The sequence below is a fragment of the Streptomyces gossypii genome, from assembly GCF_025165795.1.
Lineage (GTDB): Bacteria > Actinomycetota > Actinomycetes > Streptomycetales > Streptomycetaceae > Streptomyces > Streptomyces gossypii.
Window position 1 is genome coordinate 199,749 of sequence record NZ_JAJAGO010000012.1, and the last position, 25,582, is coordinate 225,330.

The following is a 25,582-nucleotide window of genomic DNA, read 5'->3' on the forward strand; positions in this document are numbered from 1 at the left end:
CACCGCTTGGCGACCCGGTACGCGCAGGGGCGGCGTAATTCCCTTCGGCTGGTGCCCCTGGCCTTCTAGAATTCGGCTATGGCTCCCGACGAAGCACCGACGAGCGTACGGGTCGACAGCTGGCTCTGGTCCGTGCGGCTCACCAAGACGCGGTCCATGGCTGCCGCGGCCTGCCGCGCGGGGCATGTGCGGGTCAACGGCGACCGCGCCAAGCCCGCCCAGACCGTGCGCGACGGTGACGAGATCCGACTGCGGCACGCCGGGCGGGAGCGGATCGTGATCGTTTCCCGGCTCGTACGGAAGCGGGTCGGCGCCGCGATCGCCGCGGAGTGCCTGATCGACAAGAGCCCGCCGCCGCCCACGCCCGAGACAGCCCCGATGGTCCTGGTCCGGGACCGGGGCACGGGGCGGCCGACGAAGCGCGACCGCCGCGAGCTCGACCGTCTGCGCGAGCTGGGACGGCCGGACGAGCCGTGACACCCGCGCGGGTCAGGATCGGGTGGCGCCGCCCACCAGCGTGGAGACCCTGATCTGCTCCGTGAAGCTCCCCTGCGGCGGGAGCGCGCGCCGCACCCGTGCGGCGAACTCCGGCCGCTCCTGGGGCCCTGGCAGGTCTGCGGCGGGCAACGCGGAGTAGACGCCGCCGACCAGCTGTTCCAAGCTCAGCTCGTCGCGGTACTCGACGACGCTCTCGCGTACGCGCTGATATCCGGCGGCCCGCAGCGCGCCCGCGTAGAGCGTCCGGTCCTCTGCGCCGGTGCCGCAGGACGCCCGCAGTTCGGTGCCGAAGTAGTCCTCCAGGAAACCGCACAGCGCGCGCGACCACGCGCTGTCCTGCTGCCACAGGGGCGCTCCGTTGGCGATGACGGCGACGCCGCCGCCCGCGCGGCACAGCGGCAGCAGCTCCTGGAAGAGCCGCTCGTGGTCCATCCAGTGCAGCGCCTGCCCGATCACGGTCATCGCCAGCGGCCCAGGACCAGGCCCCGGTCCAGGCCCAGGCCCAGGCCCAGGAGGCTGCCCCAGCAGGGTGCCCAGCGCCGGGACGTCGCCGTCGCCGCCGAGCACCCAGACCGCGTTCCGTACGCCGTGTGCGCGGGCCGCCTCAGCAGCGAGCCGGAGCATGTCCGGCTCGGGGTCCATGCCCACGACGGAGCCGACCCGGGCGGACAGCGGCACGGCGAGCTGTCCCGTACCGCAGCCGAGATCGAGCACCGTGTCCGTAGCGCCGAGGCCGAACTCCGACTGGAGCGCGTCCAGTACGGCGGCGGGGTAGCCCCGCCTGAACTCCGCGTAGTACGAAGCGACTTCACCGCCGAAGCCCAGTCCTGCGCCGCTACTCCCGCCTGTGTTCATACCGCCACCCTGCCGCACGGCCACGGCCGGTGCGGCGGAGATCGCTATCGGCTGAAGCGGCGGCCCGTCTCCGCCCGTCCCGCGCCCGTTCTGCCCGACCCGCCCCTCCAGCCACCACTGGACTGGACCACTAAAGTCCCGCGCGGCATCTGGCCCATCCCCCGCCACGCTGCGAAGATGTGGCCTTCCCGTCTCCGAAACTCCCCACAGGCAGCGCCCGTACCGGCCGTCCTGGCCATCGCCCATGTGACATGTGAGGTGCGTTCCGATGCAGCAGCCCACGCGCAGACAGGCCCTGACCGGCGCCGCCGGTGCCGCGGCCGGTCTCGGCATCGCCGGGGCGGTCGGCAGCGCCGCCGCGACCGGCTCCGGCGGCGCGGACGGCCCGTACGGCTCAGGCGGCAGCGCCGAATCCGTACGCCGCAAGGTGAGCGGCCTCCTGCGCCGGATGTCGCTGGAGGAGAAGCTCGGCCAGTTGTTCGTCGTCGAGGTCTACGGCCAGGGTGCCCGCGCCGCCCATGCGAAGAACCGCGAGCTCTACGGCGTGGACACGCCCGCTGAGATCCTCGCCAAGTACCGGCCGGGCGGGGTGATCTACTTCGACGCCCGCCGTGGCCCGGACAATGTCAGCGCCCCCAGGCAGGCGGCCCGCCTCTCCAACGGGCTCCAGCGCGAGAGCCGGATCCCGCTGGTCATCTCCACCGACCAGGAGGGCGGCAGCGTCGTCTACCGCCTCACCGAGCCCGCCACCGCGCTCCCCGGCAACATGGCGCTGGCGGCGTCCCGTTCGACCCGCGACGTCCACGACGCCGCGCGGATCATCGGCACCGAGCTGGCCGCCGTCGGCATCAACCAGAACTACGCGCCGGTCGCGGACGTCAACATCAATCCGGCGAACCCGGTGATCGGCATCCGCTCCTTCAGCTCGGATCCGGACCTCGTCTCCGACCTGGTCTCCTCCGCCGTACGCGGCTACCACCGGGGCCAGGTGGCCAGCGCCGCCAAGCACTTCCCCGGCCACGGCGACACGGACACCGACTCGCACTACGGTCTGCCCGTCATCAAGCACACCCGCGCGGAGCTGGACCGGATCGACCTGCCGCCCTTCCGCGCCGCCATCCGGCGCGGTGTCGACACCGTCATGACGGCGCACATCGTCGTCCCCGCGCTGGACCCGACCGAGGTCCCGGCCACCATGTCGCATCCGATCGTCACCGGGCTGCTCCGCCAAGAGCTGGGTTTCGACGGACTCATCGTCACCGACGCGCTCGACATGCAGGGCGCCGCAGGGGAATTCCCGCCCGACGTCGCCCCGGTCCGTGCGCTGGAGGCGGGCTGCGACCAGCTCGTGCTGGCGCCCGAGATGGACGTCGCGTTCGCGGCGGTGCTCGCGGCCGTACGGTCCGGCCGCATCACGGAGGACCGGATCGACGAATCGGTGGGCCGGGTGCTGACGCACAAGGTGCGCCGCGGCCTGTTCCCGTTCCCGTACGTGAGCGAGGCACGCGCCGAGCGGACGCTCGGCAAGCGCAGCCACCTGTCGGACGCGCGTCAGATCACCGACCGCACGATCACCCTCGTCAAGAACGACGGTGTGCTGCCGCTGGCGGCCTCGGAAAGCCGGTCCGTGCTGGTCACCGGCTGGGGTGCGACGACGACCCGCGCCCTGGCCGAGGCGATCGGAGCACGGGCCGGGCAGAGCGCCGAGGCGCTGGAGACCGGGACCGCGCCCACCCGGGCCAGGATCGACGCGGTGGTGGCGGCGGCCGGGGGCAAGGACCTCGTCCTGGTCTCGGCGAACGCCGCGGCGGCCGGGAAGGAGGACGGCGTCGCCCAGGCGGCGCTGGTCGAAGCGCTGCTGGCGACGGGCGTGCCGGTGGTCGTCGCTGCGGTGCGGAACCCGTACGACATCCGCCGGTTCACGGACGTACCGGCCTATCTGGCCAGCTACTCCTACGGTGCGCCCTCGCTGGACGCGCTCGTCCGCGCGCTCTACGGCGAGCTGGAGCCGAGCGGCAGGCTGCCGGTGGCCATCCCCGCCCTGGACGACCCGGAGGAGACCCTCTACCGCTTCGGGCACGGGCTGAGGTACTGAGCTGAGGTACTGAGCTGAGGTTCTGGGCTGGGTTGAGGCGCTGAGGACCTCGCCGACGGCGCAGCCACGGAGGCTGCGCCGTCGGCGAGGTCCGGCCTCCGGCCCGGCCTGGTCCAGCCGGGCCCGTCCGCCCAGGCGTCAGTCCTCGCGGCGCCCGTCGACCCGGCGCGGCAGGCCCAGCGGGTTGTCGTCCCGCAGCTCCGGCGGCAGCAGGGCCTCCGGCGTGCTCTGGTACGCCACCGGGCGCAGCCAGCGTTCGATCGCCGTGCCGCCCACCGAGCTGCCCGTGGAGGTGGTGGCCGGGTAGGGGCCGCCGTGGTGCTGTGCGGGGGTGACGGCGACACCGGTGGGCCAGTCGTTGACGAGTACGCGCCCGGCGAGCGGCGTGAGCCCGGCGAGCAGGGCCGCGCCGTCGCCTTCACCGGCGGTCTCCGCCGCGGAGAGGTGGAGGGTGGCGGAGAGGTTGCCGGGCAGCCGGGAGAGTACGGCCGTGGCCTCGGCGTCGCTGCCGTAGCGTGCGACCACGGTGACCGGGCCGAAGCACTCCTCCAGGAGCAGGTCGTGCCCGCCCGCGTCGGCCAGCCGCGCGGCCGGGACGGTGAGGAATCCGGCGCGGACCGTGTGCTCGTCGCCCGCGCCCGGGGTGACCGGCGTCCCGACGTCCTCGAGTGCGGCGCGCTCGGCGACGCCCGCGACGAAGTTGTCGCGCATCCGGTGGTCGAGGAGGACGCCGGGCCCGGAGCCGTCGAGGGCTTCCGTCAGCGCGTCGACGAGCCCGTCGCCGCCCGGTCCCTCGGGTACCAGCACCAGACCGGGCTTGACGCAGAACTGGCCGACTCCCAGGGTCATCGCCCCCGCGAGTCCTGCGCCGATCTGCTCGGAGCGCTCGGTGGCCGCGGCTTCGGTGACCACCACCGGGTTGAGGGAGCCGAGTTCGCCGTGGAAGGGGATCGGTACGGGCCGGGCGGCAGCCGCGTCGAAGAGGGCGCGCCCGCCGCGTATCGAGCCGGTGAATCCGGCGGCGGCGACCAGCGGGTGCTTGACCAGCTCCACCCCGGCCTCGAATCCGTGGACGAGGCCGACGGTGTCCTCCGGCAGCCCCGTCTCGCGGGCGGCCCTGCGCAGCAGCGCCGCGCACGCCTCGGAGGTGGCCGGGTGGTCGGGGTGGGCCTTGACGACGACCGGACAGCCGGCGGCGAGCGCGCTGGCCGTGTCGCCGCCGGGTACGGAGAAGGCGAACGGGAAGTTGGACGCCGAGTAGACCGCGACGACTCCGAGCGGCAGCTTGTACCGGCGCAGGTCGGGCACGGGCGGGGTGGCGTCGGGTGCGGCGCGGTCGATGATGACGTCGAGGAACCCGCCACCCTCGACGACCGTCGCGAAGGCTCGCAACTGGCCTGTCGTACGGGCGAGTTCGCCGCGCAGGCGGACTGGTCCGAGTGCGGTCTCCGCGTCGGCGGTCGTCACGAGGTCCTCGACGGCGTCGGCGAGCAGATCCGCGGCGGCGCGCAGGAACGCGACGCGGCGGACGCGGTCGGCGAGGGCCTCACGGGCGGCTTCGGCGGCACGGACCGCCGCGTCCACGCCGTGGGCGGTGGCCTCCACCGCCACCTCGTCTCCCGGCTTTCCGGTGCGGGGGTCGACACTGCGAACGGGTACTGCTGTCACTGCGTTTCCTTCCGGAAGAGATCTGGATCGGTCAGCCCGGTCAACCCCGGTAAGGGGTCCCGGGCAGGCCCTGTCCCGCGTCCGGTACCACCAGCAGGGAGCCCGAGAGCGGGTGCGGCTGGTGGAGCCCGGTGCGGGCGGTGGTGATGTACAGGTCGCGCAGCTGTTCTCCGCCGAAGGCACAGGCGGTGGGGCGCCGCACGGGCAGCTCGATGACGCGCTCCAGCGCACCGTGCGGGGCGTAGCGGCGGACTTGGCCGCCGTCCCAGAGCGCGACCCAGACGGCGCCTTCGGCGTCGACCGTGAGTCCGTCGGGGAAACCGCCATGGGGCTCGATGGTGACGAACGGCCGCCGGTCCACGGGGAGTCCGTCCTCGACACGGCAGACGTCCACCCGCCTCGTCGGGCTGTCGATGTAGTACATGAGCGAGCCGTCCGGGCTCCAGCCGAGGCCGTTGCTGACCGCCACCTCGGGGAAGACGACGGTGCGGCTGATTTCGCCGCCCGTCCCGGCGGGGGCGATACGGGAGAGGCTGCCGCCGCCGCTCGCCTCGTCGTCACGCATGGTGCCCGCCCACAGCGCCCCGTCGGGGGCGACGGCCGCGTCGTTGCCGCGCCGGCCCGGCGCGGGGTCGCGGAACAGCCAGGAGAACGCGCCTCCGTGGCCGGTGCCGGTGCCGCCGTCGGCGCCCGGCCCCGGCTCGTACAGTCCGATGCCGTCACGCAGGTTGGCCACCAGGCCGCCGCCCGCCCGCGGCTTCGCCGCGCCGACGTGCTGTTCGGTGGCCATGACGGTACGGCGGCCGCTCGCCGGGTCGTAGGTGTGGATGCGCGAGCCCAGGATGTCCACCCAGATCAGCCGTCGCGCCGCCGTGTCCCAGGTGGGGCCCTCCCCCAGCGCGGCCTGCTCCCTTACGGCCGCCTCGACGCGCACAGAACCAGCCCTCGCAGAACCGGCCCTCGCAGGACCGGCCGTCACAGGCCCGCGCCCCGGTGGCCGAGCCGGGTGGACAGCTCCGCCGCGCCCTTGGCCGCCAGCCCGGAGAGTTCCTCTCCGCGCTGCTCCGTCCACCGGATCACCGGGACGGAGATCGACAGGGCGGCGACGACCCGGCCCGCACCGTTGCGCACGGGGGCGGCGACACAGCTCACGTCCGTGTTGGACTCCTGGTGTTCGGCGGCCACTCCGCGTTCGCGGATGCCGGCGAGGGCGGCACGCAGGGCGTCGGGGTCGGTGATGCTGTTGGGTGTCATGGCGGTCAGCTCGCGCCCTCCGATGCGGGCGTCCAGCTCGTCCGCCGGGAGCGAGGCGAGCAGCATCTTGCCCACGGAGGTGCAGTGGGCCGGAAGTCTGCGGCCCGCCGCCGAGACCATGCGGACCGCGTGCGTGGAGTCCACCTTGGCTATGTAGATGACGTCGGTGTCCTCGAGGATCGCGACATGGACGGTCTCGTCGCAGGTCTCGGCGACCTCCTGGGCCACCTGCCGCCCCTCGGCGGCGAGATCGAACTGTTCCGCGTAGCGGCTGCCCAGCTGGTAGTTGCGTACGCCGAGGCGGTAGCGGCCCGGCTGCTCCGGGGCGGGCACCAGGTAGGAGCGGGCCACCAGCGTGCCCAGCAGTTCGTGCACGGTGGTGCGTGGCAGCTGGAGCCTTCGGGTGATGTCCGGCGCCGAGAGCGTGCCGTCGCCCTCCAGGAAGAGCTCGAGTATGTCCAGTGACCTGGTCACTGCGGGCACAAGGCGTCCCATGACCGCTCACCATCCTCTTGTTCGATACCCCGGCACGTGACCGGTATGACGAACACAGGCTAGTCATGCCCTGCCCGTTCGGGCAACGTCCACCCGGTGACCGTACTGGTGAACCGACAGGTGAGCTGACAGCTGAGCGCGCCATGCCCGGATCGTTGACACCCCGGCCGCCGGCACCCAGACCATTGACACCCCCCGAGGCCACTGATTACCGTCACGCCAGCATTTCGAACGCATGACGAAATATCGAACGCAGCCGATACAAACGTACTCGAAGGGCACCTGCCGTGCGCATCACCGGAATCAGCACGCATGTCGTCGGGACACCCTGGCGGAATCTCACCTACGTCCTCGTCCACACCGACGAGGGCCTCACCGGTGTCGGCGAGACGCGCATGCTCGGCCGCACCGACGCACTCGTCGGTTATCTCCGGGAGGCGGAGGCCAGCCACATCTCCGGCTCCGACCCGTTCGCCATCGAGGACCTCGTGCGGCGGATGAAGTACGGCGACTACGGGCGGGCGGGCGAGATCGTCATGTCCGGCATCGCCGTCATCGAGATGGCCTGCTGGGACATCAAGGGCAAGGCACTGGGCGTGCCGGTCTGGGAGCTGCTCGGCGGCAAGGTGACGGACCGGGTCAAGGCCTACGCGAACGGCTGGTACACCACCGAGCGCACCCCGGAGGCTTACCACGAGGCGGCCCGCCAGGTGGTCGCACGCGGCTACCGGGCCCTGAAGATCGACCCGTTCGGCACCGGGCACTTCGAACTCGGCGCCGAGGAGACCCGTTACGCGGTGTCGCTCATCGAGGCGGTACGGGACGCGATCGGGCCGGACAACGAGCTGATGCTGGAGATGCACGGCCGCTTCAGCCCCGCCACGGCGATGCGGCTGGCCAGGGATCTGGCGCCGTTCCGGCCCGCCTGGCTGGAGGAGCCGGTGCCGCCGGAGAACCTCAAGGCGCTGGCCAAGGTCGCCGAACGGGTGGAGATGCCGGTCGCCACCGGCGAGCGCATCCACGACCGGATCGAGTTCCGGGAGCTGTTCGAGTCGCAGGCGGCTGACATCATCCAGCCGGACGTGGGCCATATGGGCGGCATTCTGGAGACCCGCAAGCTGGCGGCGACCGCGGAGACGCACTACGTGCTGGTGGCGCCGCACAACGTCGGGGGCTCCGTGCTCACCGCGGCCTCCCTCCAACTGGCCGCCTGCACACCCAACTTCAAGATCCTCGAACACTTCAACGACTTCGCCGACTCGGAGATCAAGAAGGTTGTCAAGGGCGCACCGCAGGTCGATCCCGAGACCGGCTGCTTCGAGGTCTCGCACGCACCGGGTCTGGGGGTCGAGCTGGACGTGGACGCGGCGGCCGAATTCCCCCAGCAGAAGGCCCGGTTCAACCTGTGGGCGGACGGCTGGGAGAAGAGGTCCCCCGAATGAGCCGCTCACTGGTGATCGAACGGCCGGGCGAGCACCGCGTCGCACGGCGGGACGTGCCGGAGCCAGGCGCCGGCGAGGTCCGGGTTCGGGTCGCCTGGGCCGGGATCTGCATGAGCGACCGGGAGGTCTACGACGGCCACCGCGACGCGGCCTACGTCCGCTACCCCGTCACCCCCGGCCACGAGTGGTCCGGGACGGTCGACGCGGTGGGCGAGGGAGTGGACCAGGCGCTCGTCGGAAGGAAGACGGTCGCGGAGGGGTTCCGGGCCTGCGGCGTGTGCGCACGCTGCCGCGAGGGCGAGACGAGCCTGTGCGGCGGCGGGTACGCCGAGACCGGGTTCACCGAGCCGGGCGCGTTCGCCGACCATCTGGTCATCCCGCAGCGGCTGCTCCACCCGCTGCACGAAGACGCGGACTTGCGTGCCGCCGCCCTGCTGGAACCGGCCGCGGTGATCGCCGCGGCGGTAAGGGCAGGGCGCCCCCGGCCCGGCGAGCGGATCGCGGTGGTCGGCGCGGGCACCCTCGGGCTGCTCGCGGTGCAACTGCTCGCCGCCTCGTCGCCCGCCGAGCTGACCGTGATCGACCCCCGGGCGGCTCGCGGTGAGCAGGCGCTGCGCTTCGGGGCGACCCGGAGCCTCTCCCCCGCCGCCGCGGAGGGCGGGGAGTCGGTGCAGGGCCGCTTCGATCTGGTCGTGGAGACCGCCGGCGCACCGTCCACCGCCGCCTCGTCCTGCCTGCTGGCCCGCCGAGGCGGGCGGGTGGTGCTGACCGGGATGTTCACCCCCGGCGCGACCGGCATCGATCCGGTGCACCTGAGCCTGAGCCAGCTGGAGGTGCGGAGCGTCTTCGGTGCCCCGTCGTCCGCCTGGTCGGAGGCGGTACGGGCCTTCGGCCTGGGGCTGCTCGACCCGGCGCCGCTCATCACGCACGAGTTCCCCCTGGAACGGTTCGCGGACGCTGTCGCGCTGGTGGGCGGTGGTGACCCGGCGACCGGAAAGGTTCTGTTGCGACCCTAGCGCCACCCGGCTACTGCAGAGGTAGTCTGCCCCAGAAACGAACATCAACACACAGCACCACACAGCACCAAACAGACCGAGCCGTGGCCCCAGCCCCCCGAGCCTCACCGGACACCCCGGCAAACCGAGCACAGGAGAACCGTGAAAGCCCCGTCCGCACCCCGCCGCCCCGGCATCGACGCGCTCACCCGCATCGGTCATCCCGTGCCCGCCATCGATCCGGCCGACGCCTCGCCGCACACCTTCCCCGACGGCGGCACCTGGCGTACCGAGATCCCCTCCGTCGAAGGCCCGGAGGCGCTGGCCGTCGTCCTGGAGGAGAGCGCGCGCCTGGACGTACCCATCCACCGGATCAGCCAGGGCAGCGGCGTCTGGATGCTCACCGACAACGAGATCACCGAGATGGTGACCCTCTGCGCCGAACGGAACATCGAGCTGTGCCTGTTCACCGGCCCGCGCGGCAACTGGGACACCGGCGCCTCGGTCCGTACCGACTCCGGTGGTGCCGGGCTGCGCGCCCGCGGCCACGACGCGCTGGCGGGATGTGTCGAGGACGCACTGCGGGCGACAGGGCTCGGGGTCCGCTGTCTGCTCGTCGCCGACGAGGGGGTGCTGTGGACCCTGCACCGGATGCGCGCCGAGGGGCTGCTGCCGTCCGACACCACCTTCAAGGTGTCCGCGCTGATCGGCCCGGTCAACCCGGCCTCGTACGCCGTCTACGAGTACCTCGGCGCCGACTCCCTCAACATCCCCTCCGACCTGACACCGGATCACCTCACCGAGATCCGCCGGGTGAGCCGCACGCCGATGGACCTCTACATCGAGGCCCCCGACGACCTCGGCGGCTACGTCCGGATGTACGAAGCCGCGGAACTGATCCGCCGCGGCGCGCCTCTGTACCTCAAGTTCGGCCTGAGCAAGTCCCCCGGCATCTACCCCTACGGCGCTCAGCTGCGAGACCATGCGCTCGCCACAGCCCGTGAGCGGATACGGCGGGGGCGCCTCGTCCTCGACCTGCTGGCCCGGCACGGTGCGGACGGCGGCATGTCGCCGCTCGGCTCGCGGCTGCCCGGCGGTCTCCGTCGTTTCCCCGTCCCGGAAGGGGACTGACCTCATGCGCACTCCCACCCCTGCCCCGTCTTCCACCACCAGCGCCCGCACGCGGACCCGCGGGCGTTCCCGTACGCCCCGTATCGTTCTGGCGGCCACCGTCGCCGCGCTGCTCACCGCCTCGCTCGCCGCCTGCGGCCAGGAGGCCAAGGGCGGCAGCCGTTACCAGAACGACGACGGCAACACCATCGGGCTGGCGATGCCCACCAAATCCTCGGAGCGCTGGATAGCCGACGGCCAGAACATGGCCAAGCAGTTCCAGAAGGAGGGTTACGAGACCGACCTCCAGTTCGGCGACGACAAGGTCGAGAACCAGATCGCCCAGCTGGAGAACATGATCACCAAGGGGCACAGGCTCCTGGTGATCGGCGCCATCGACGGCTCCGCGCTCACCCAGGTGCTGGAGCGGGCGGCGGACGCCAACATCCCCGTCATCTCCTACGACCGCCTGATCCTGGGCACCGAGCACGTCGACTACTACGCGTCGTTCGACAACGAGCGGGTCGGTGAGCTGCAGGGCCAGTACATCGTGGACAAGCTGAAGCTCGGCGAGCCCCGCGAGAACGGCGGGAAGAAGCGCACGATCGAGCTGTTCGCCGGTTCACCCGACGACAACAACACGAGGTACTTCTGGAAGGGCGCCATGAAGGTGCTCCGCCCGTACTTCAAGACCGGCCAGCTGGTGGTGCGCAGCAAGCAGGACAAGATGAACCAGGCCACCACGCTGCGCTGGGACGGCGGCACCGCGCAGAAGCGGATGGACGACCTGATCAGCGCGAACTACGGATCGCAGCGGGTGGACGCCGTCCTGTCCCCGTACGACGGCATGTCGATCGGGATCATCTCCGCCCTCAAGAGCGCCGGTTACGGCACCAAGAGCGAGCCGCTGCCGGTCGTCACCGGGCAGGACGCCGAGTTGGCGTCGGTGAAGTCCATCGTGCGCGGCCAGCAGACACAGACCGTCTTCAAGGACACCCGGAAGCTGGCCTCGCAGGCGGTGGCGATGGGCGACGCGGTGCTGAACGACAAGAAGCCCGAGGTCAACAACACGACCGACTACGACAACGGCAAGCGTGTCGTGCCCGCTTACCTGCTGAAGCCGGTCAGCGTGGACAAGTCCAACACCCAGCTCCTCGTCGACGAGGGCTACTTCAAGGCCGGGCAGCTCAAGTGACGCGGCCCGTACTGGAGATGCGCGACATCACCAAGACCTTCCCCGGGGTCAAGGCGCTCTCCGAAGTCAACCTGACCGTGGGACCAGGGGAGATCCACGCCATCTGCGGCGAGAACGGCGCGGGCAAGTCGACCCTGATGAAGGTCCTCAGCGGCGTGCACGAGCACGGCACGTACGAGGGCGAGATCAGCTTCGAGGGCGAGCCGGTGGCCTTCGGCGACATCCGGGCCAGCGAGCAGCGCGGCATCGTGATCATCCATCAGGAACTGGCGCTCATCCCGTATCTGTCCGTCGCCGAGAACATCTTCCTCGGCAACGAGCAGACCTCGGCCCGGGGCTTCATCGACTGGCAGGGCACCCTGCGGAAGGCCGCGGCGCTGCTCGCCCAGGTGGGGCTGCGTGAACAGCCGCAGACGCCGGTGTCGGCCCTCAGCGTGGGCAAGCAGCAGCTCGTGGAGATCGCGAAGGCCCTGTCGAAGGAGGTGAAGCTGCTCATCCTCGACGAGCCGACCGCCGCGCTCAACGACGAGGACAGCGCGACCCTCCTGGACCTGATCCTGACCCTGCGCGAGCAGGGCATCGCGAGCATCATCATCTCCCACAAGCTGGGCGAGATCCGGCGGATCGCGGACACCGTGACGATCCTGCGCGACGGGCGCACGATCGAGACGCTGACCGTCCGTGAAACCCCGGAGTCCGAACCCCAGTTGTCGGAGGACCGGATCATCCGCGGGATGGTCGGCCGTGATCTCGACCGCCGCTTCCCCGACCGCACCCACTACGAGGGCGAGGACGCGGAGAAGGTCGCGCTGGAGGTCGGCGGGTGGACCGTACGGCATCCCACCGATCATCAGCGCCTCGTCGTCGACGACGTCTCGCTGAACGTCCGGCACGGCGAGATCGTCGGCATCGCGGGCCTGATGGGAGCGGGCCGCACCGAGCTGGCGATGTCCGTCTTCGGGCGCTCCTACGGCCAGTACGTCGGCGGCACGCTGACGGTCGAGGGCCGCGAGGTGACCGCCAAGACCGTACCGGCCGCCGTCGACGCCGGGATCGCCTACGTCACCGAGGACCGCAAGCAGTACGGCCTGAACCTCATCGACAACATCAACCGCAACATCTCGCTGCCCTCGCTGCCGGGCATGCGGCGGCACGGCGTCGTGGACGAACACCATGAGCGCAGTGTCGCCGAGCGCTACCGCACCAGCATGAACATCAAGGCGCCGACCGTCTTCGAGCAGGTGGGGCGGCTGTCCGGCGGCAACCAGCAGAAGGTCGTGCTCAGCAAGTGGATCCACGCCGATCCGCGGGTTCTCATCCTCGACGAACCGACGCGTGGCATCGATGTCGGCGCCAAGTTCGAGATCTACTCCGTCATCGATGAGCTGGCGTCGCAGGGCAAGGCAGTGCTGTTCATCTCCTCCGAACTGCCGGAGCTGCTGGGGATGTGCGACCGGATCTACACGATGGCGGAGGGACGGCTGACCGGTGAGATCACCCGCGCGGACGCCACCCAGGAAGTGCTGATGCGCCACATGACCCAGAACAGAAGCTGAGGCCCCGCCATGACCACCTCGACCACTCCCCCCAAGGACGCGTCGCCAAAGCCCGGCGCACCGCAGTCGGCGGGCGCCCTGCTGCTGCAGAACGCCCGCGCCAACATGCGCCAGTACGGCATGCTCGTCGCGCTGGCGTTCATCGTCATCCTGTTCCAGATATGGACCGACGGCACGCTGCTGCTGCCGAACAACGTCTCCAACCTCATCCAGCAGAACAGCTACATCCTGATCCTGGCCATGGGCATGATGCTCGTCATCATCGCGGGCCATATCGACCTGTCCGTCGGCTCGCTCGTCGCCTTCGTCGGCGCCATGTCGGCGGTGATGATGGTCAAACACGACATGCCCTGGGTGCTGGCGCTCATCCTGTCGCTGCTGATCGGCGCGGTGGCGGGAGCCTGGCAGGGATTCTTCATCGCCTATGTCGGCATCCCGTCGTTCATCGTGACGCTGGCGGGCATGCTGCTCTTCCGAGGGCTCACCCAGATCGTCCTGGAGGGCCAGTCCCTCTCGCCGTTCCCGGAGGGCTACCAGGACCTCGCCAAGGGCTTCATCCCGGAGATGGGCCCGTACACGCAGTACCACAACCCCACCCTGGTCTTCGGCCTGCTCGCGATCCTCTTCCTGCTGCTGCGCGAGTGGCGCACCCGCAGGCAGCAGGTCGCGTACGAGCTGGACGTGCTCCCGCAGAACCTGTGGATCCTCAAGTGCGTCGCGATGGCCGCGGCAGTGACCGCGTTCACCCTGACGCTCGCCAGCTTCCACGGCGTGCCCGTGGTCATGCTCGTCATGTGCGCGCTGCTGATCGGGCTCGGCTACGTCATGCGCAACGCGGTCGTCGGACGGCACGTGTACGCGCTGGGCGGGAACAAGGCGGCGGCGAAGCTGTCCGGGGTCAAGGACAAGCGCGTCACCTTCATGGTGTTCGTCAACATGGGCGTGCTGGCGGCACTCGCGGGCTGTGTCTACGCGGCGCGCCTGAACGCGGGCACCCCGCAGGCCGGGCTCAACTTCGAACTCGAGGCGATCGCGGCGGCGTTCATCGGCGGCGCCTCGATGAGCGGCGGCGTCGGCACGGTGATGGGTGCCGTGATCGGTGGCCTGGTGCTCGGCGTGCTCAACAACGGCATGTCGCTTGTCGGTATCGGCACCGACTACCAGCAGGTCATCAAGGGTTTGGTGCTGCTGGCGGCCGTCGGCTTCGACGTCTGGAACAAGCGCAAGGCAGGCCGGTAGCCGACCGCCGGCGGAAACGGCGGCAGAGCACAGAGCAGGCAGGGAGCGGCCGCGGTCTTCGGTATTACGCGATGACTGCGGCTGCTTCTCTTTCTGTATTCTCCCTGTCGTTGAAGAGTTCAACTCCAGCGTGGAACGGGCAGTGTTCCCGTGCCTCCGGAGTCGTGCGGAGGGCGGGACCGAGGGAAGGACCGGGGCATGATCGACGCTGAGCGGCAGCGCGGGGCGGGAGCCCTCAACTGGGCGGGCAACATCGCCTTCTCCATGGGCGCGCCGCACCGGCCCGAATCCCTCGATGCGCTACGCGCGTTGATCGCCGAAGCCCGCCATGTACGGGTGCTCGGCAGCGGCCACTCGTTCAACGCGATCGCCGACGCAGACGGGCCGGACGGCACCCTGATCTCGCTCTCCGCGCTCCCGTCGTCCGTCGAGATCGACACGGCGGCACGCACCGTACGAGTGGCGGGCGGCGTGCGCTACGCGGAGCTGGCCACCCTGCTCCATGAGCGGGGCATGGCCCTGGCCAACATGGCCTCGCTCCCGCACATCTCCGTCGCGGGCTCGGTCGCCACCGGCACGCATGGCTCGGGGAACGCCAACCAGCCCCTGTCGGCCGCTGTGCGCCGCGTCGAGATGCTCACCGCGGACGGCTCCCCCCTCACCCTGGACCGCGGCGACGACGGCTTCGGCGGTGCTGTCGTCGCGCTGGGAGCCCTCGGCGTCGTCACCGCGCTCACCCTCGACCTGGAGCCGGGCTTCGAGGTGAGCCAGCAGGTGTTCACCGCGCTGCCGTTCGCCGGGCTGGACTTCGAGGCGGTCAGCGGGGCGGCGTACAGCGTGAGCCTCTTCACGGACTGGCGCGGGCCGCGCTTCACCCAGGCATGGCTCAAGCAGCGCAGCGACCTTCCGCCGGTGGACTTCCCTCACGCCGCCCCCGCCACCGCGCAGGCACACCCGATGGCGGGCCTGCCTCCGGAGAACTGCACTGCGCAGCTGGGGGTCTTCGGCCCATGGCACGAGCGACTGCCGCACTTCCGGGCCGGGTTCACACCCAGCAGCGGCGACGAGTTGCACTCCGAGTACCAACTGCCGCGTGCGGACGCGGCGGAGGCCCTGCGTGCGCTGGACTCCCTGCGGGAGGCGCTCGCACCGGTCGTGCAGATCTGCGAGGTGCGCACCGTCGCCGCCGACACGCAGTGGCTGAGCCCCTCGTACGGACGCGACACCGTCGCCTTCCACTTCACCTGGGTGCCGGACGCCGAGGCGGTCCTGCCGGTGATCGCCCTCGTCGAGGAGCACCTCGCGCCGTACGCGCCCCGCCCGCACTGGGGCAAGCTCTTCGGCATCACGCCCGCCCAGCTCCACGAGCGCTACCCCGAGCTTCCCGCCTTCACCTCACTCGCCGGAGAGCTGGACCCGGGCGCCAAGTTCCGCAACGCCTTCGTCCGGGACATCCTGGGCGGCTGACGCGGACTCAGCCTCCCCGTCGGCCTCAACCGCCCCGTCGGCCTCAACCGCCCTCGACTGACCTCAGCCGCCCTCGCCCATCCGGCGTCGCAGGGTCGCGGCGAAGTCCTCGGCGGCCACGAGGCGGGCGCGCAGCGTCTCGCAGCGGGCGTCGGCCACCTGGCGGTAGGTGTCGAGGCGTTCGCGCAGCCGTTCCTTCTCCGTGCCGGCGGGCGGATCGTCGGTGGCGGCGATCCGGTCGGTGATCTCCAGCAGGTCGCGCATCTCCTCCAGGGAGAAGTCCAGCGGCTTCATCCGGCGGATGACCATCAGGCGCTCGACGTCGGCCTCGGTGTAGAGGCGGAAGCCGCCCTTGCTGCGGGCGGAGGGGATCACCAGGCCGACGTCCTCGTAGTGCCTGATCGTGCGCAGCGACAAACCGGTCCGCTCGGCCACCTCGCCGATCTGCATCTGCCGCTCAGTCATCGCCGCGCCTTCTCCTTCGCGTGTCTGGAATCACATGATCCTCAGCGCCGTTTACCTGCACTTCACAAGCCACAAGTCGACTCTGCCCTCACGTCAGGGTAGAGTTTTGACAGCGGTTCCGCGCTGTACAGGCGACAGCCAGGGCTGCCGGCACGGGCGCGGGCCCCGCCAAGACCCGTTCCGTACCCACAGACTTCCGGGCAATGATGCCCGACCGGCAGCCGCCGAGGCCGCCGCCCCCACCCGGTAGGCCCCCGCAAGGCCGGGCCGCCGGGGGAGTCCGCCCCTTGGGCGGCACCGCGCCACACCGCGCCCGCATTCAGTTCCGAGGATGTGCGCGCCCGAACAGAAACGGTCGCATGTCCTCACCACCCACCGCAGGCCCCACGCTGCGCGCCCGCCTCTCCCGGCACGCCGTCAAGCCCGACTGGCTCGCCTCCCCCAAGGTCCTGCGCACCGAGGTACTGGCCGGTCTGGTCGTCGCCCTGGCGCTCATCCCCGAGGCCATCTCCTTCTCGATCATCGCCGACGTCGACCCGGCCGTCGGCCTGTTCGCCTCGTTCACGATGGCCGTCGTCATCTCCGTCGTCGGCGGACGCAAGGCCATGATCTCCGCGGCGACCGGCGCCATCGCCCTGGTCATCGCGCCGCTCAACCGTGAGCACGGGCTCGGCTACCTGATCGCGGCCGTCATCCTCGGCGGCCTCATCCAGGTCGCACTCGGCGCGCTGGGCGTCGCCAAGCTGATGCGGTTCGTGCCGCGCAGCGTCATGGTCGGCTTCGTCAACGCGCTGGCCATCCTGATCTTCATGGCGCAGGTCCCCGAGATGCACGACGTCCCGTGGGCCGTCTACCCGCTGATCGTCGGCGGACTGGCGCTGATGGTGTTCTTCCCCAAGATCACCACCGTGGTCCCGGCGCCTCTGGTCGCCATCATCACCCTGACCGTGATCACCATCGCCGCCGGGATCGCCGTACCCAGCGTCGGCGACAAGGGCGAGCTGCCCTCCTCGCTCCCCGTCCCGGGCCTGCCAGACGTGCCCTTCACCCTGGACACCCTGACCACCATCGCCCCGTACGCCTTCACCTTCGCGCTGGTCGGGCTGATGGAGTCGCTGATGACGGCCAAGCTCGTCGACGACATCACGGACACCCGCTCCAACAAGACCCGCGAGTCCATCGGCCAGGGCATCGCCAACATCGTCACCGGCTTCTTCGGCGGCATGGGCGGCTGCGCCATGATCGGCCAGACCATGATCAACGTGAAGACGTCCGGCGCCCGCACCCGTCTTTCCACCTTCCTCGCGGGCAGCTTCCTGATGGTGCTGTGCATCGTCTTCGGGCCCGTCGTCTCGGACATCCCGATGGCCGCCCTGGTGGCGGTGATGATCCTCGTCGCCTTCGCCACCTTCGACTGGCACTCCCTCCAGCCCAAGACCCTCAGGCGGATGCCCGTCGGCGAGACCCTGGTGATGACCGTGACCGTGGTCGCGGTGGTCGCCACGCACAACCTCGCCGTCGGTGTCATCCTCGGCTCCGTCACCGCGATGATCATCTTCGCCAAGCGGGTCGCCCACCTCGCCGAGGTCACCGGAGTCGTCGACCCGGACGGCAACCAGGTCGTCTACGCGGTCACCGGAGAGCTCTTCTTCGCCTCCTCCAACGACCTCGTCTACCAGTTCGACTACAGGGACGACCCCGACGACGTCGTCATCGACCTCACCGACGCCCACATCTGGGACGCCTCCTCCGTGGCCGCCCTGGACGCTGTCGAGACCAAATACGCCAAGCGCGGCAAGAAGGTCACCATCATCGGCCTCAACGAACCCAGCGCCGAGATGCACGGCAAACTCGCCGGACAACTCAGCAACGACCACTGAGGTCACGGGCCGGACGGATCACCCCGCACTGCCGGTGATCCGCCCCCACTCGGCCCGCCCGTCCGCCGCCCACTGGCCGTGCCGGCGCCGGAAGCGATCCGCCGCCCGCCCACCGCTCCAGCGCGCGGGCAGCAGAGCCGCCGGAAGCTCCGGGTCCCGCAGCGGAAAGCTGCGCCAAGCGTGCACCAGTTCGACCAACCGGACCACGGTGTCCCGGGAGGTCCGAGAGCTCCGGGAGGTCCGAGAGGTCCGGGAGGCGAACGCGCCGAGGAACTCCTCGTAGCTCTCCTCGATCGCGTCGAGGTCCCAGGCCTGCCGGACCATCGCCGACAGCTCGCCGCCACCCCGGTGTTCGCCGAGGAAGATCTGCGCCTCGCCCAGCACGCCCGCCTCGCCGAGCACCCGCTCGGCCTCCTCCATCCGGTCGGGGTGGGTACTGACCCACAGGCCGGGCGCCGGGCTGCCGAAGCCCGCCCAGGTCAGCCGGGTACGCAGCAGATGCCGCGCCGACCTGTCGCTCTCGGGCACCCGCGCCACCACCAGCAGCCACCGCCCGTCCCACTCCCGCTGCATCCCCTGGAATCCGTAGATTCGAGCGGCACCCTCGGTCAGCAGGCTCTCCGCGTTCCGGCTCAGCGTCCAGCGGGTGCGCCGCCCCACGCGCTCGGAGGTGAGCCAGCCGTCGGCGGCGGTGCGCATCAGCGCCTGACGGCTCGCCTTCTCCTCGACGCCGAGGCGTCCGAGCACGTCGATGAACGCCGAGGTCCACGCCGGTTCACCGGAGGGCAGCACGAGCTCACCGAGCACCGTGAACAACAGCCCGCGGGCGCTCTCCGCACCGGCCTGATGCCGTCGGGAAACGGTGGGCGCGTCGGCTGCGGTCCTCGGGGCAGGACCGGCCGGACGACGGGGAGGACGGGCGGAGCGGGCGGGCATCCGCACATCCTACGTATCCGGCCACGGCCCGCCCCCGGACTCAAAGTGCTACAAACTCTTGACGGCAAGACGAATGAACGTAGCATTTACCCCGACGTTCGACGCCCGACGCATCAGCAGGGGGACGGCTCATGACCTCGGTGGCAAGCGCGCCCAGCGGATCGGCGGCCCTCCGGCCCGACCGGATCGACTTCCGGGTGGACCCGTCCCGCTACCGCCACTGGCGGATCGACCTCGACGGCCCCGTCGCGACGCTGACCATGGACGTCGACGAGAGCGGCGGCGTGGTGCCCGGATACGAGCTGAAGCTCAACTCCTACGACCTCGGCGTGGACATCGAGCTCCACGACGCGGTGCAGCGGCTGCGCTTCGAGCACCCCGAGGTCCGTACGGTCGTGCTCACCGGCGGCAAGGACAAGATCTTCTGCGCCGGAGCGAACATCCGGATGCTGGCGGGCTCCGCCCACGCCTGGAAGGTGAACTTCTGCAAGTTCACCAACGAAACCCGCAACGCGATGGAGGACGCCTCCGCCCACTCCGGCCAGACCTACCTGGCGGCCCTGAACGGCACCGCCTCCGGCGGCGGCTACGAACTCGCGCTCGCCTGCGAGCACATCATGCTCGTCGACGACCGGTCCTCCGTCGTCTCGCTGCCCGAACTGCCGCTGCTCGGCGTGCTGCCGGGCACCGGCGGCCTCACCCGCATCGTCGAGAAGCGGCACGTCCGCCGCGACCTCGCCGACCACTTCTCCACCAGGACCGAGGGCCTGGGCGGCAAGAAGGCCGTGCGATGGCGGCTGATCGACGAGGCGGTACCACGCCCCGGCTGGACGGAGAAGGTCGCACGACGGGCCGCCGAGTTCGCCGCCCGCTCCCAGCGCCCTGCCTCCGGCGCACGCGGGATCAGCCTGCCGCCGCTTGCCAAGACCCGGACCGACACGGAGATCTCGTACGGGCACGTGACCGCCACCCTGGACCGGACGGGCGGCCGCGCCGAAATCACCGTGCACGGCCCGGACACCGACGCCCCGGCCGACGTCGCCGGGATGCACGAGCAGGGTGCCTCGTTCTGGCCACTCGCCCTGCTGCGCGAGCTGGACGACCTGATCCTCGACCTGCGCACCAACGAGACCGGGCTGGGCACCTGGGTGTTCCGTACCAAGGGCGACGCCGCCCGCGTGCTCGCCCACGACAACCTGCTGCTGACGCACCGGGACGACTGGCTGGCCAACGAGATCGTGCTGTTCGCCAAGCGCACCCTGAAGCGGCTGGACGTCACCAGCAGGAGCCTGATGGCGATGATCGAGCCGGGCAGCTGCTTCGCGGGCTCGCTGCTCGAACTCGCCCTGGCCGCCGACCGCTCGTTCCAACTGCTGGGGGTCTTCGAGGACATCGACCCCGACGCCGAGCCCGCCACGATCACCGTTGGCCCAATGAACCTGGGACCGCTGCCGATGGGCAACGACCTCACCCGTCTGCGGACGCGGTTCTTCGGCGACGACGAGGGACACGCCGCCGTCGAAGCGCGGGCGGGCGAACCGACGACGGCCGAGGACGCCGAACGACTCGGCCTGGTGACCTTCACCCCCGACGACATCGACTGGGACGAGGAGACGCGCATCGCCCTGGAGGAACGCGCCAGCTTCAGCCCCGACGCGCTGAGCGGCCTGGAGGCCAACTACCGCTTCGTCGGGCCCGAGACGACCGAGACCAAGATCTTCGGACGGCTCGCCGCCTGGCAGAACTGGATCTTCTACCGCCCCAACGCCTCCGGACCCGACGGCGCGCTGCGCAAGTTCGGCACCGGGCAGCGCGCCGCCTTCGACCGGAAGCGAGTCTGAGCCATGCCGAACAGCGCCGACTACTCCGAGAAGATCCCCAACAACGTCGAACTCCACGAGGACCGCAGACTGCAACGGGCACTGGAGTCCTGGCAGCCCAACTTCCTCAACTGGTGGGAGTCGATGGGCCCGACCCTGCCGACCAGGGACGTCTACCTGCGCACGGCGGTCAACGTCGGGCGCGAGGGCTGGGCGCACTTCGGACACGTCGCGATGAAGGACTACCGCTGGGGCATCTTCCTCGCCGAACACGACCGGGACCGGCGGATCGGCTTCGGCGAACACAAGGACGAACCCGTCTGGCAGCAGGTGCCCGGCGAATACCGTGCCGCACTGCAACGGCTGATCGTCATCCAGGGCGACACCGAACCGGCCTCCGTCGAACAGCAGCGCAACCTGGGCGCGACGGCTCCGAGCCTCTACGACATGCGCAACCTCTTCCAGGTCAACGTCGAGGAGGGACGCCACCTCTGGGCCATGGTGTACCTGCTGCACGCCTACTTCGGCCGCGAAGGGCGGGCCGAGGCCGAGGAGTTACTGCACCGCAACTCGGGCAGCGAGGACAGCCCGCGCATCCTCGGCGCGTTCAACGAGGAGACGACGGACTGGCTGTCCTTCTTCATGTTCACCTACTTCACCGACCGGGACGGCAAGTACCAGCTCGGCACGTTGAAGGAGTCCGCGTTCGACCCGCTGTCGCGGACGTGCGAGTTCATGCTGAAGGAAGAGTCGCACCACATGTTCGTCGGCACGACCGGCATCGACCGGATCGTGGAGCGGACCGTGGCGCTGATGATCGAACACGACTCCGACGACGTCGTGGCCCACGGCGGAATCCCGCTCCCCGTCATCCAGAAATACCTGAACTTCCACTACTCGGTCTCGCTGGACCTGTTCGGCTCCGAGACCTCGACCAACGTGGCGAACTACTTCACCGCCGGACTCAAGGGACGCTGGGCCGAGGAACGCCGCCGCGACGACCACCGGCTCACCAGCGAATCAATCATGGTCGACGCGATCACCGACGGCCAGATCGGCCAGACCGAGGTCGCCGCCCTGGTGGGGCTGAACACCGACCTGCGCCGCGAGTACATCAGCGACTGCCAGAACGGCGTCAACCGCTGGAACCGCACCCTGGAACAGGCCGGCATGACCGCGCGGCTCCACCTCCCGCACATCGCCTTCAACCGCAAGGTCGGCGCGTTCTCCGGCATCGAGGCCACCCCGGGCGGCGAGCTGATCGCCGCCGCGGAGTGGGAAGCGCACAAGGGCCGCTGGCTGCCGACGGACATCGACAAGGCCCACGTCCGCTCACTGATGCAGCCCGTCCACGAACGCGGCAAGATCGCCGGCTGGATCGCCCCACCGAGGCACGGCATCAACGACAAGCCCTTCGACTACACCTACGTCCACCTCCCCTGACCCACCCACCACCCGGCCCTGCCCAGCACCCCGGCCCCAGGGCGGCGCTCCCCCGCCGCCCCGGGCCCCACCCCACGCCCGGCACCACCCCACCCGACCTGCACGCCACGCGAACCCATTCCACAAGCACCCCCTCGACCCGGTAGGCTGACCCCGGCCGCCCTCACGGGCGACCACCAGGGACTGGCAGCACAACCCTCCAGCCCCGGCCTCCGTAGCTCAGGGGATAGAGCACCGCTCTCCTAAAGCGGGTGTCGCAGGTTCGAATCCTGCCGGGGGCACAGAGAAGCACCTGTTCAGAGGCCCTTCCGTCCGTCGGACGGGAGGGCCTTCGTACTCGCAGCACGCATATGGCACACACGCGGCTGCGGGCAGAGGTGGGGAGCTGTGCGATGCCCGCGAAGGATGGGCTGGCCGGCAACGGTACGAGAAGCTGGTCGACCGGCTTGAGTCGCTGATGCGGGCCGCGCTGAAGCCGGAGTACGAGGGCTACTACGGGCAGCTGATCCTCGGCACGGACGACCTTGCGGAGATGGGCGAGCTCAAGGATGTCCGGCGTGCCGCCAGGGAGGCGGGTCAGCGTCTGAGCTGGAAGACGACCACCCATGTCGTCGGTGGAAGGCTCTTCGTCCTCGACGAGCGCGAGGTGCCCGAGAGGATCGAGCGGTTGGCTGGGGATTCGGCTGCTGCTGCGATGGACCGGGCCTGGGAGGAAGGTCGCCGACCGCGACTGACCTGATCCAGGAAGGAGACACAAGGGGCCAGCCCACCGCATCAGCGCGGTGGACTGGCCCCCTTTCTGTTACGGCTTCTAAAAGGGGATCCAAGACGGGACGAAGCCCCGTTGACCGTTCCGCCGCCTGAGGATCCGCTGGGAGATACCGACGACATCCATGAAGCCTTCCTCACCCTCGGATGCACGCTCATCTGCTGGAGACGTCTGAACGCATCGCGTACCAGCGGATGATCCTGCTTCCGCCACTCGGGGGAGAGCCCATCGTGGCGACGGTACCCAGGCGTGACGCCTGGACGCCGGCACAGGAGCACGGTGGAACCGGCCGACGACAGCCGTTGGCCAGTAAGAGCACTGGGCAGGAGTGGAAATGACGCGCGTGGTGACGCCGACGGCAGCTCGGATGGTCGTGGCGCTGGGCAGTGCGGCTGCCGCGCCCTATGTCGCTATGAAGATGTACTGGGCATTCGGCGGCAAGGCGGGGCTTGCGGACGGGTTCGACGTGGCGGGCGAGTTCGAGAGGAACGGTGCTCCCGATGCGTTGGTGTGGCTGGAACGACACGGCATCGACTTCACGGCCGTGCTGGCACTGATGGGGGTGATGCTGGCATTCGCCCTCGTCCGGCCATGGGGACGGAGACTCCCCCGGTGGCTGTTGCTCCCCCCGGCCTGGGCGGGAACGCTGTTGATCCCTTGGGGCCTGCTGACCGCCGTAGTCGCCCTCGCCGGGAACAGCAGTGCTGCCGCGCCTTCGATGACGCAGTGGGTGGTGCCCGCCGGGGTCGGCGCGTTCCTGGGCATCGGAACAGCCCTGGGCGTCGGAGCCTGGTCACGCCTGAACCAACACGCTGTCACGGAAAGCATGCCTCGTTGAAGCGGGCGTGCGACAGCCGGGCCGCGTCCTCACCGGCATTCCAAGGCTTCGGCCGTGCCATCCCGCACCCGAATCGTCACTCCCACGATGATCCGACCGCCTCAGAGATCATTTCGATAGGAGTTCTCAGTGACGGCGACGGTTCGGCGGCGGTAGTAGGCGATCGCGAGAGCGAGGGTGATGGGTCCCCAGGCGGCGAGGGGGGTAACACACACCGTCGCCACCGTCTCCCAGGCGGCATTGCTGTATTCGACAGTGTCGATGACGCCGTAAAAGGTAAGCTCGCGACCCCCGCCGATCGGAACGGTGGTGAACAGAAGCGTGAGCATCAGGCCGCCGAGGGCAGCGGGGCCAAATGCCGCCACCGGCCGAACGCGTCTTCCGCCGAGGATCGGGATCCAGTCGGGCGCCACCTCTCCCCAGCCCCGGACCAGCCCGATGGTCAAGAACGCGATCGCTTCCGACAACGCACTGAGCCCGAGGATGTACAGGATGCCCACCCAAGCCACCCAAGAGGCCGGCATGCCGCCCTCTTGAACCTGCCCCATGTCGAAGTGCAGAGCGAAGGGCAGCCGCCACAGGCACGACGGCAGCAGAAGCAGCGGAAGCGCATAGGCCAGGCGCATCGCCCAACGAGGAACGGGCCGCTCGGTGTCACTAACGGACGGGGGCCGGTGAATGATCTTCAGGGTCATGGCTGCATCCTCATCAAGCAGGCGCAACGAGAAGTCAGCCACGCGGGCAGAACCACTACGCCGTGCGAAGGAGGCAGCCTCCCTCGCGCGGCGTAGCGGTTCAGAGGACACTTCCTCCTGGGGTCTCACCCCGGGACGGCGTCCCCGACCCCTCCCGCAGGAAGCCCTGCTCCAGCACGATCCGCCGAGCCTGCCCGACCCATGCCGGTCGAGGGCGCTCAGCACCCTCGCCAACGCTTCACCGTGCTCGTAAGAACCCCGCAGCAAGGTGTCCCGGGACTACCCCTTTCGCACGGGTCGTCCCGAGTGCAGTTCCAGCTCAATCCCCATGACCCCTCCTACGGCCTCGGACACCGAAGCTTCGCAGAGATCATTTGTCAGACTGGGCCTTGGCTCTACGAGGCAGTAGTGGCTCTGGCTCAACTTCTGTTTGCGCCGTGAGGCGCTGTTGGTTCGAGTGGAGGTGAAAGACCTGCACCAACCGGCTGTCGCAGCAGTCGGGTTGAAGCTGAGGGCAGCCGTGCGACGTGAGGTCGCGTGATGTGAGTGATCGCAATGGTTGAGGGATCGGAGGAGGTGATGTTCGACGTTGCGATCGGGCGAGTGTCCAGACGCTCTCCCCACCGCGGCATGCGACCTGGGTAACCGGGTGGTGTGAAGCCCGCGGGAAGGCCCAAGGACTCCTGCGCCATCCAGGAGTTACCGGCTGGGGAAGACCGGACGGGTGAACGTGCAGTGAATTTCCGTATGCGCCGTTATCAGCACCTTCGGGAGATGGATTGCGGGACCGGAGTACAGGATTGGCCGTTGAGAAGCGGCAGGTGGCGACTGGTGAGGCTGTGCCAGTCGCGTGGACACCACCATCCC

Annotated in this window: 21 protein-coding genes and 1 tRNA gene; 15 read left to right on the plus strand and 7 right to left on the minus strand. The window is 70.0% G+C overall.

Translation table 11 applies throughout. The annotated features are described in order from the left end of the window. The first annotated feature begins 78 nt into the window (after positions 1 to 78). On the plus strand, positions 79 to 477 hold the full coding sequence (locus tag LHJ74_RS24945) for an Hsp15 family ribosome-associated heat shock protein (RefSeq protein ID WP_260220456.1): 399 nt from the start codon (positions 79 to 81) through the stop codon (positions 475 to 477). Positions 478 to 489: 12 nt separating this feature from the next. On the opposite strand, the gene LHJ74_RS24950 is transcribed toward LHJ74_RS24945, so the two are convergent. Next, positions 490 to 1,353, minus strand: a complete 864-nt coding sequence (locus LHJ74_RS24950; protein ID WP_260220457.1) for a class I SAM-dependent methyltransferase — start codon at positions 1,351 to 1,353, stop codon at positions 490 to 492. Positions 1,354 to 1,621: 268 nt separating this feature from the next. On the opposite strand from LHJ74_RS24950, the gene LHJ74_RS24955 reads away from it, so the two are divergent. Beyond that, complete coding sequence (locus LHJ74_RS24955) at positions 1,622 to 3,448, plus strand: glycoside hydrolase family 3 protein (protein ID WP_260220458.1); 1,827 nt, start codon at positions 1,622 to 1,624, stop codon at positions 3,446 to 3,448. A 138-nt stretch (positions 3,449 to 3,586) separates the two neighbouring features. Here LHJ74_RS24955 and LHJ74_RS24960 read toward each other — a convergent pair whose 3' ends face one another. The 3 genes from LHJ74_RS24960 to LHJ74_RS24970 are packed head-to-tail and all read right to left on the minus strand — an operon-like array spanning position 3,587 to position 6,865. Further along, positions 3,587 to 5,116 (minus strand): aldehyde dehydrogenase (NADP(+)), encoded by a 1,530-nt coding sequence (locus LHJ74_RS24960; protein ID WP_260220459.1) that lies wholly within the window; start codon positions 5,114 to 5,116, stop codon positions 3,587 to 3,589. A gap of 40 nt (positions 5,117 to 5,156) precedes the next feature. After that, entirely contained in the window at positions 5,157 to 6,050 is an 894-nt protein-coding gene (locus LHJ74_RS24965; RefSeq protein WP_260220460.1) for an SMP-30/gluconolactonase/LRE family protein, read from the minus strand. 41 nt (positions 6,051 to 6,091) lie between these two features. Then, positions 6,092 to 6,865, minus strand: coding sequence for an IclR family transcriptional regulator (locus LHJ74_RS24970; RefSeq protein ID WP_260220461.1), 774 nt, complete (start codon positions 6,863 to 6,865; stop codon positions 6,092 to 6,094). A 287-nt stretch (positions 6,866 to 7,152) separates the two neighbouring features. On the opposite strand from LHJ74_RS24970, the gene LHJ74_RS24975 reads away from it, so the two are divergent. The 7 genes from LHJ74_RS24975 (at position 7,153) to LHJ74_RS25005 (ending at position 15,869) form a co-directional block, all read left to right on the plus strand. After that, a complete protein-coding gene (locus LHJ74_RS24975) occupies positions 7,153 to 8,307 on the plus strand; it encodes a mandelate racemase/muconate lactonizing enzyme family protein (RefSeq protein WP_260220462.1) in 1,155 nt (384 codons plus the stop codon). After that, a complete protein-coding gene (locus LHJ74_RS24980) occupies positions 8,304 to 9,323 on the plus strand; it encodes a zinc-dependent alcohol dehydrogenase (RefSeq protein ID WP_260220463.1) in 1,020 nt (339 codons plus the stop codon). The genes LHJ74_RS24975 and LHJ74_RS24980 overlap by 4 nt, the downstream gene beginning before the upstream one ends. A gap of 141 nt (positions 9,324 to 9,464) precedes the next feature. Further along, positions 9,465 to 10,433 carry a hypothetical protein gene (locus LHJ74_RS24985; RefSeq protein WP_260220464.1) on the plus strand — a complete coding sequence of 323 codons (969 nt, stop codon included), beginning with the start codon at positions 9,465 to 9,467 and terminating at the stop codon, positions 10,431 to 10,433. A gap of 4 nt (positions 10,434 to 10,437) precedes the next feature. Next, complete coding sequence (gene chvE / locus LHJ74_RS24990) at positions 10,438 to 11,607, plus strand: multiple monosaccharide ABC transporter substrate-binding protein (protein WP_260220465.1); 1,170 nt, start codon at positions 10,438 to 10,440, stop codon at positions 11,605 to 11,607. Between the two features lie 17 nt (positions 11,608 to 11,624). Then, positions 11,625 to 13,163 (plus strand): multiple monosaccharide ABC transporter ATP-binding protein, encoded by a 1,539-nt coding sequence (gene mmsA, locus LHJ74_RS24995; protein ID WP_311203349.1) that lies wholly within the window; start codon positions 11,625 to 11,627, stop codon positions 13,161 to 13,163. 9 nt (positions 13,164 to 13,172) lie between these two features. Continuing rightward, positions 13,173 to 14,402 (plus strand): multiple monosaccharide ABC transporter permease, encoded by a 1,230-nt coding sequence (gene mmsB, locus LHJ74_RS25000; protein WP_260220467.1) that lies wholly within the window; start codon positions 13,173 to 13,175, stop codon positions 14,400 to 14,402. A 198-nt stretch (positions 14,403 to 14,600) separates the two neighbouring features. Continuing rightward, positions 14,601 to 15,869, plus strand: a complete 1,269-nt coding sequence (locus LHJ74_RS25005) for an FAD-binding protein (RefSeq protein ID WP_260220468.1) — start codon at positions 14,601 to 14,603, stop codon at positions 15,867 to 15,869. Between the two features lie 63 nt (positions 15,870 to 15,932). On the opposite strand, the gene LHJ74_RS25010 is transcribed toward LHJ74_RS25005, so the two are convergent. After that, positions 15,933 to 16,334: a MerR family transcriptional regulator gene (locus LHJ74_RS25010; RefSeq protein ID WP_260220469.1), complete on the minus strand. Its 402-nt coding sequence runs from the start codon at positions 16,332 to 16,334 to the stop codon at positions 15,933 to 15,935. 359 nt (positions 16,335 to 16,693) lie between these two features. Here LHJ74_RS25010 and LHJ74_RS25015 point away from each other — a divergent pair, with 359 nt between their 5' ends. Further along, complete coding sequence (locus LHJ74_RS25015) at positions 16,694 to 18,214, plus strand: SulP family inorganic anion transporter (RefSeq protein ID WP_260220470.1); 1,521 nt, start codon at positions 16,694 to 16,696, stop codon at positions 18,212 to 18,214. A gap of 18 nt (positions 18,215 to 18,232) precedes the next feature. On the opposite strand, the gene LHJ74_RS25020 is transcribed toward LHJ74_RS25015, so the two are convergent. Next, positions 18,233 to 19,150, minus strand: coding sequence for a PaaX family transcriptional regulator (locus LHJ74_RS25020; protein WP_260220471.1), 918 nt, complete (start codon positions 19,148 to 19,150; stop codon positions 18,233 to 18,235). Positions 19,151 to 19,281: 131 nt separating this feature from the next. Between LHJ74_RS25020 and boxC the strand changes: the two genes are divergently transcribed. From boxC to LHJ74_RS25045, 5 genes are all read left to right on the plus strand, one after another. Further along, positions 19,282 to 20,991 carry a 2,3-epoxybenzoyl-CoA dihydrolase gene (gene boxC / locus LHJ74_RS25025; RefSeq protein ID WP_260220472.1) on the plus strand — a complete coding sequence of 570 codons (1,710 nt, stop codon included), beginning with the start codon at positions 19,282 to 19,284 and terminating at the stop codon, positions 20,989 to 20,991. A gap of 3 nt (positions 20,992 to 20,994) precedes the next feature. After that, the gene (gene boxB / locus LHJ74_RS25030; RefSeq protein ID WP_260220473.1) at positions 20,995 to 22,413 is read left to right on the plus strand and encodes a benzoyl-CoA 2,3-epoxidase subunit BoxB; all 1,419 of its coding nucleotides are present in this window, start codon (positions 20,995 to 20,997) and stop codon (positions 22,411 to 22,413) included. 208 nt (positions 22,414 to 22,621) lie between these two features. Continuing rightward, positions 22,622 to 22,694: transfer RNA gene (locus tag LHJ74_RS25035), tRNA-Arg, on the plus strand. Between the two features lie 176 nt (positions 22,695 to 22,870). Continuing rightward, positions 22,871 to 23,152, plus strand: coding sequence for a hypothetical protein (locus LHJ74_RS25040; protein WP_260220474.1), 282 nt, complete (start codon positions 22,871 to 22,873; stop codon positions 23,150 to 23,152). A gap of 364 nt (positions 23,153 to 23,516) precedes the next feature. Beyond that, positions 23,517 to 24,020 carry a hypothetical protein gene (locus tag LHJ74_RS25045; RefSeq protein ID WP_260220475.1) on the plus strand — a complete coding sequence of 168 codons (504 nt, stop codon included), beginning with the start codon at positions 23,517 to 23,519 and terminating at the stop codon, positions 24,018 to 24,020. A 101-nt stretch (positions 24,021 to 24,121) separates the two neighbouring features. On the opposite strand, the gene LHJ74_RS25050 is transcribed toward LHJ74_RS25045, so the two are convergent. After that, positions 24,122 to 24,715, minus strand: coding sequence for a hypothetical protein (locus tag LHJ74_RS25050; RefSeq protein ID WP_260220476.1), 594 nt, complete (start codon positions 24,713 to 24,715; stop codon positions 24,122 to 24,124). Positions 24,716 to 25,582 lie beyond the last annotated feature (867 nt).

What these genes read in the sequence shown, in the direction of transcription:
- boxC (WP_260220472.1), top strand. Translation starts at nt 19,282, where the DNA reads ATGACCTCGGTGGCAAGCGCGCCCAGCGGATCGGCGGCCCTCCGGCCC.
- LHJ74_RS24980 (WP_260220463.1), top strand. Translation starts at nt 8,304, where the DNA reads ATGAGCCGCTCACTGGTGATCGAACGGCCGGGCGAGCACCGCGTCGCA.
- LHJ74_RS24955 (WP_260220458.1), top strand. Translation starts at nt 1,622, where the DNA reads ATGCAGCAGCCCACGCGCAGACAGGCCCTGACCGGCGCCGCCGGTGCC.
- LHJ74_RS25015 (WP_260220470.1), top strand. Translation starts at nt 16,694, where the DNA reads ATGTCCTCACCACCCACCGCAGGCCCCACGCTGCGCGCCCGCCTCTCC.
- LHJ74_RS24945 (WP_260220456.1), top strand. Translation starts at nt 79, where the DNA reads ATGGCTCCCGACGAAGCACCGACGAGCGTACGGGTCGACAGCTGGCTC.
- mmsA (WP_311203349.1), top strand. Translation starts at nt 11,625, where the DNA reads ATGCGCGACATCACCAAGACCTTCCCCGGGGTCAAGGCGCTCTCCGAA.
- mmsB (WP_260220467.1), top strand. Translation starts at nt 13,173, where the DNA reads ATGACCACCTCGACCACTCCCCCCAAGGACGCGTCGCCAAAGCCCGGC.
- LHJ74_RS24950 (WP_260220457.1), bottom strand. Translation starts at nt 1,353, where the DNA reads ATGAACACAGGCGGGAGTAGCGGCGCAGGACTGGGCTTCGGCGGTGAA.
- chvE (WP_260220465.1), top strand. Translation starts at nt 10,438, where the DNA reads ATGCGCACTCCCACCCCTGCCCCGTCTTCCACCACCAGCGCCCGCACG.
- boxB (WP_260220473.1), top strand. Translation starts at nt 20,995, where the DNA reads ATGCCGAACAGCGCCGACTACTCCGAGAAGATCCCCAACAACGTCGAA.
- LHJ74_RS25010 (WP_260220469.1), bottom strand. Translation starts at nt 16,334, where the DNA reads ATGACTGAGCGGCAGATGCAGATCGGCGAGGTGGCCGAGCGGACCGGT.
- LHJ74_RS25020 (WP_260220471.1), bottom strand. Translation starts at nt 19,150, where the DNA reads ATGCCCGCCCGCTCCGCCCGTCCTCCCCGTCGTCCGGCCGGTCCTGCC.
- LHJ74_RS25040 (WP_260220474.1), top strand. Translation starts at nt 22,871, where the DNA reads ATGCGGGCCGCGCTGAAGCCGGAGTACGAGGGCTACTACGGGCAGCTG.
- LHJ74_RS24970 (WP_260220461.1), bottom strand. Translation starts at nt 6,865, where the DNA reads ATGGGACGCCTTGTGCCCGCAGTGACCAGGTCACTGGACATACTCGAG.
- LHJ74_RS25050 (WP_260220476.1), bottom strand. Translation starts at nt 24,715, where the DNA reads ATGACCCTGAAGATCATTCACCGGCCCCCGTCCGTTAGTGACACCGAG.
- LHJ74_RS25045 (WP_260220475.1), top strand. Translation starts at nt 23,517, where the DNA reads ATGACGCGCGTGGTGACGCCGACGGCAGCTCGGATGGTCGTGGCGCTG.
- LHJ74_RS25005 (WP_260220468.1), top strand. Translation starts at nt 14,601, where the DNA reads ATGATCGACGCTGAGCGGCAGCGCGGGGCGGGAGCCCTCAACTGGGCG.